The following is a 1,688-nucleotide window of genomic DNA, read 5'->3' on the forward strand; positions in this document are numbered from 1 at the left end:
TCTGCCACGTACACTGAGACGTCGACGCGTTGAGCCTTTTCCGACTTGCTCAAGAGGTCGTGCACCCGAGCCATGGCGTTGAGACGATCCTGGGCCTCCTCGAACAGAGCCCTGACGGCCGGGTCCGGCTGCCGTCGGCCCTGGATCGCCAGGAGGGATGCAGCAATAGCCAGGCTGTTCTTGGCCCGATGGTTGACCTCGACCAGCAGCATCTCCCGCTCGGCGACCAGGGAAGAAAGCTTCCTGTTGGCGGTCTCCAACTCCCGGGTTCTGGCCGCCACTCGGACCTCCAGTTCAGAAGCAAGGATCCGAAGGTCCTCTTCGGCATCGTAGCGTCGGGTGATGTCGAGGTAGGAGAGGAAATGATTGGTGACGGTGCCCTGGCCGTCATCAATGGGACTGGCGAACAGCATCGCCCGAAACGGCGTGCCGTCCTTGCGGTACTGAAGGATCTCCAGCGTTTCGTCCCGACCCTCCACGATCGCGGCCTGATAGCGCCGGATGGCCTCAGGGTTGGTGCCTTCGCCATTCATGAAGTGCGGGTCCTGTCCGAGCAGCTCGTCCATGCTGTAGCCGGAAAGATCAACGAAGGACTGGTTGGCAAAAACAATCGGATTGCCGGGCAGGGTGGCGTCGGTCACAAGCATGGGCATGCGGGTGCGGCGGACGGCCTCGACGAACATCCCGCCTTGCTGCCGTACGGCTTCGATGTGGCGCTCGGACACGGTTCGCTCAGGGGTGTCTGCCTTGTTCTCCTCAAACTCGTTCATGGCCAATCCAGTGTGATGAGGCTGCGGTGCCAGGCTGTCAGGTGTTTGGCGGATGCCCCGGATTAGCTCACTTGCGCGCCTTTCGGGCGGCATAGCGGGCATCCCGGGCTGCCTTTTGCTCGGCTTCCAGAGCAACCTGGCGCTCGGCTCTCTCTGCTCTCACTACAACTTCGTTGGCTTCCTGAGCAAGGCGCTGCTCATGTTCAGCCGCTTGGCTTGCCTCCCGTTCCGCGGTCTCGCGGGCCTGCTCGGCAATCTTGGCAGTCTTGCGTTCAGCCAGCCGCGCCTCGCGGGCGGCACTGACAGCCTGCCGGGCTGCTTTGCGCTCAGCCACAGCCGGATCGTCGGCGCCCGGCTTTGCCCGGACACGCTCCAGCATCGCCTTGCGGGCGTTCGCGGCCCTGCTCAGCCGGTCGCCAAATCCCTTGTCCCGGAAGCCACTCATGCCCTGATCTCGCTCTCGCGGACGGCACGCTCCGTCACACCCGATCTGATCCGGTAAGAAACCTCACCTGTCTCGTCGGCCGGCATGAGGCGGATCACTTCGTAGACGCCGCTGCCGCTGGCGCGGCTGTCAGAGACCGGCGCACGGACGAGGCGCACCATCTGACGGATCTTGTATTTGTAAAACATCTTGGTTCTCCAGTGGGGACTGCCAAAGGCAGCACCATGAAGGCAAACAAAAAGCCGCTCCCGGGGGGAGCGGCCTCGATGGATCAGCGCAGATCATGCTGCACCGAAGAGACTGGCTTTACGCCGTCTCGATGTTGCTGACGGCGATCTTGCCGGAGCGGCGGTCTTCGGCGGTGTCGAAGGCAACCTTCTGACCCTCGACAAGGTTGCGCATGCCGGCGCGCTCGAGAGCGGTGGCGTGGACGAACACGTCCTTGCTGCCGTCGGTGGGCTGGATGAAGCCGA

4 protein-coding genes are annotated in these 1,688 nt (G+C 63.3%); all 4 read right to left on the bottom strand.

Translation table 11 applies throughout. From position 1 onward, the window contains the following. The coding region (locus AC0QTX_RS27370) for a histidine kinase dimerization/phosphoacceptor domain -containing protein (RefSeq protein ID WP_474606942.1) at nt 1–770 on the bottom strand (770 nt) is incomplete at its 3' end. A gap of 67 nt (nt 771–837) precedes the next feature. Continuing rightward, complete coding sequence (locus AC0QTX_RS27375) at nt 838–1,215, bottom strand: DUF6481 family protein (RefSeq protein WP_474606943.1); 378 nt, start codon at nt 1,213–1,215, stop codon at nt 838–840. Further along, the gene (locus AC0QTX_RS27380; protein WP_474606944.1) at nt 1,212–1,403 is read right to left on the bottom strand and encodes a hypothetical protein; all 192 of its coding nucleotides are present in this window, start codon (nt 1,401–1,403) and stop codon (nt 1,212–1,214) included. Before AC0QTX_RS27380 ends, AC0QTX_RS27375 begins: the two co-directional genes overlap by 4 nt. A 118-nt stretch (nt 1,404–1,521) precedes the next feature. Then, nucleotides 1,522–1,688 (bottom strand): cold-shock protein (locus tag AC0QTX_RS27385; RefSeq protein ID WP_474606945.1); only part of this gene is annotated, 167 nt, incomplete at its 5' end.

It is taken from the genome of Microvirga sp. jy35, from assembly GCF_056148915.1.

Excerpts from the sequence above, each read along its gene's own strand:
- AC0QTX_RS27375 (WP_474606943.1), bottom strand. The coding sequence starts at position 1,215 with ATGAGTGGCTTCCGGGACAAGGGATTTGGCGACCGGCTGAGCAGGGCC.
- AC0QTX_RS27380 (WP_474606944.1), bottom strand. The coding sequence starts at position 1,403 with ATGTTTTACAAATACAAGATCCGTCAGATGGTGCGCCTCGTCCGTGCG.